This window comes from Candidatus Cardinium hertigii (genome assembly GCF_050864855.1).
GTDB classification, from domain to species: domain Bacteria; phylum Bacteroidota; class Bacteroidia; order Cytophagales; family Amoebophilaceae; genus Cardinium; species Cardinium hertigii_C.
Genome location: NZ_JBOZWW010000038.1, coordinates 1 through 3,147, shown reverse-complemented (window position 1 = coordinate 3,147; position 3,147 = coordinate 1). Strand labels below are relative to the sequence as shown.

Sequence of the window (3,147 nt, the reverse complement as noted above, 5' to 3'; positions counted from 1 at the left end):
TTTATGTGCTATTGCTCATAACCTACGACTGATTACAAGAAAATTATTCTTAATACCCTCACAGTCAAATAAATTAAAACCTATATAATTAAAATTCTTAATCCAAAACCAGTTATACCTATATCTTGGGTAAGAAAAATAGAGCGCCTGATAAACCATATATATTATAAAGAAATATCCATTCAATAAATTTATTCAAAAATAATATTTCAGGGCCGACTATTTAGATGCATAACTGCAAAACTTTAGACATAGAATGAAAAAAGTTTCCTTTCATACATTAGGTTGCAAATTAAATTTTTCTGAGACTTCTGAAATTGGTCGATTGTTTACAGAAAAAGGATTTGTTACGGTAACACTAGCACAACGTCCTCATGTTTTTGTATTAAATACCTGCTCTGTAACGGAAAATGCAGATCATAAATGTGCAAAATTTATTAGAGAAGCGCTAAAAATGGCACCGAAAGCCTTTGTAATTGTGATAGGTTGCTATGCACAACTTAAACCAGAAGAGATTGCTGCCATACCAGGTGTAGACGCCGTATTTGGGACACATGAAAAATTTAAATTGCTCGATTGGATTACGGATTGGAATAAAAAACGATCAGATGAATCGGCTACTATACAGGTTACCTCCATTAAGGAAAAACTAGCCTTTTCTCCTGCATACTCTTTAGGAGATCGTACAAGAACCTTCCTTAAAGTACAAGATGGTTGCAGCTACCGTTGTTCTTTTTGCACCATACCACTCGCTAGAGGCGCAAGCAGAAGTGCTACCATTGCAGAAGTAGTCACGCAAGTCCAATCCATTGTTCGCAACAATGTCAAAGAAATTGTACTGACAGGGGTAAATTTAGGAGATTTTGGCATTATTGATCAAAAACGGCAAACTAATTTTTTTGAACTGATTCAAGCCTTAGATGAAGTAGAGGGGATAAAACGTTTTCGCATTTCCTCTATTGAACCCAATTTACTTCGTAAAGAGATTATAGATTTTGTAGCTGCATCCAAATGTTTTGTACCACATTTCCATATACCTTTACAATCTGGTAGCGACAAGATTTTAAAATTAATGCAGCGTCGATATACCACTACACTCTACCAAGAACGTGTAGCTTATCTAAAAGAAAAAATGGCTTCTTGTTGCATAGGGATGGATGTACTGGTTGGCTTTCCAGGTGAAACAGAAGAAGATTTTTTAGAAACCTATCATTTTTTAAATGCACTACCGATTGCATATATACATGTTTTTCCTTACTCAGAAAGAGCTGATACAAAAGCAGCTCATATGGATCAGATAGTACCTCAAAAAGAACGTGTAAAACGGGCTAGAATGTTGCGCATCCTTTCAGAAAAAAAACTAAGACATTTTTATAGCCAACATTTGGGTCATACCGCTACTGTTTTATTCGAATATGGAGGGGATGATGACGTTATAGAAGGATTTACAGAAAATTACATTCGTGTACAACTCCCCCATCAACCAGCATTAGCCAATAGACTCTGTAAGGTTCTACTCAAAAAAATAAATTCAGAAGGCATGGTCATTCCAGAATTATTAAAAAGCTATTCTGGGTAATTTTTGTACGGTATTAGTAAAAATAAAAATTTTTATATAAGTTATTTTTAACTTATGGTAACAACTAAGACACCTAACTATGCTAAATATGATATGGACCAAAGTATTGCGCTTCTTCTATAAACTTATCTTACTATCTATTTATTCCTGTAACGGAACGTATCTAAAGCCAGCTACATGCATGGTAGCTTCTCCAACCCTATTCAATCCAACAATAGGTCATACAGTACAATCCGACCAGCCTAACCAATCTCGAAAACGACCTAAGGTAACTTTAAAACCTTCTGTTGTAGATGAGTATAGTGATCCCCAACGTAAAAAATGTAAAATATTGACTAGGATATATGGTTCTACTGCTATGTCTCATAAAAAGAAGCACCGGATAGATTATACTAAAAAAAGATTAGATGAGCTTAGAAAAGAGATATTAAACCGTCTACCCAACAACAAATTTTTTACTTTGCTGAAATTTAACATAAATACTCATAAAAATAAACAATTATCTCAAGACATAATAGAACAACTTGAGGCTTTAGACAGATTAAAAATACCATATACTTTTCTAAGTAGTATCCTGGCATGCTACACCAAGCTAGAGACTTGTAACTGTTTACTCAATAAAATTTTAGTAAAGTGCGATAGAAGCGGGTATACAATAGAGCCCAAATTACAAAATCTATTACAGGCATATAATATTAAGCTGAATAGCTTATCCAGTATGCTAAGTGGATCTGGTAGCAAAGCAGCTGTAGCATACCAAAACCTCATCAATACGATCACAGAAAAAAATAACTTAGTTAAACTTATGAAATTAAAAGAATTAGGTTTTAGAATAAAAGATCTATCCAGTATGCTAGGTGGATCTGGTAGAAAAGCAGCTGTAGCATACCAAAACCTCATCAATACGATCACAGAAGAAGATAACTTAGTTAAACTTATGAAGTTAAAAAAATTAGGTTTTAGAATAAAAGATCTATCCAGTATATTACATGCGTCTGGTAACAAAGCAGCTTCATTATACCAATATTTAATCAATACAGCCACACAAGCGGAGAACTTAGATAAATTAACCCAATTAAAAGAATCAGATTATTCAATAGGAGATGTATTACGTATATTACACCAAGCTGGTAAACAAGCAGCTCGCACATCAAGACCTAATCAATACGTGCTCACACAATAAGATAAGCTATAGTTCAATTACGGATATACTGAAAAAGCATATATTTATGTAGTATAGACATGGACCAAATACTTTTCCGTAAAAAAGGGCTCAATGAAAAAGCGATCAAGCGGATATACATGCATAGATATGGGTAGATAGTCGGATGATGGGCCTTTTAAGGAGTCTTTCTTTTTAAGTGTGTAAATATTTTTTAAGATTTGTAAATTTTGTATTAAATACATTAATTTTTATTCTTTAAAAGTATGAAAAAGAAAGTAAGTTCTCAAGATGGTATAAGCAAAGCGATAGATTTATTAGTAGAATCAGGAGTAGATTTATCGACCCTTTTTGAGAAAGGAGGATTACTCAAAGAACTAAGTAAACGTCTTATAGAAAAAGCCTT

2 protein-coding genes and 1 pseudogene are annotated in these 3,147 nt (G+C 33.4%); all 3 read left to right on the top strand.

The window, feature by feature from the left end; genetic code table 11:
- A pseudogene (locus ACRRVB_RS01205) lies at positions 1-189 on the top strand (IS5-like element ISCca5 family transposase); the annotation flags it as partial.
- A gap of 67 nt (positions 190-256) precedes the next feature.
- Positions 257-1,579 (top strand): tRNA (N(6)-L-threonylcarbamoyladenosine(37)-C(2))-methylthiotransferase MtaB, encoded by a 1,323-nt coding sequence (gene mtaB / locus ACRRVB_RS01200; protein WP_432466183.1) that lies wholly within the window; start codon positions 257-259, stop codon positions 1,577-1,579.
- A 181-nt stretch (positions 1,580-1,760) separates the two neighbouring features.
- Entirely contained in the window at positions 1,761-2,762 is a 1,002-nt protein-coding gene (locus tag ACRRVB_RS01195; protein ID WP_432466182.1) for a hypothetical protein, read from the top strand.
- The last annotated feature ends 385 nt before the right edge of the window (positions 2,763-3,147 follow it).

Bases quoted from the DNA above. Each gene is read 5' to 3' on its own strand.
- mtaB (WP_432466183.1), top strand. From the start codon at position 257: ATGAAAAAAGTTTCCTTTCATACATTAGGTTGCAAATTAAATTTTTCT.
- ACRRVB_RS01195 (WP_432466182.1), top strand. From the start codon at position 1,761: ATGGTAGCTTCTCCAACCCTATTCAATCCAACAATAGGTCATACAGTA.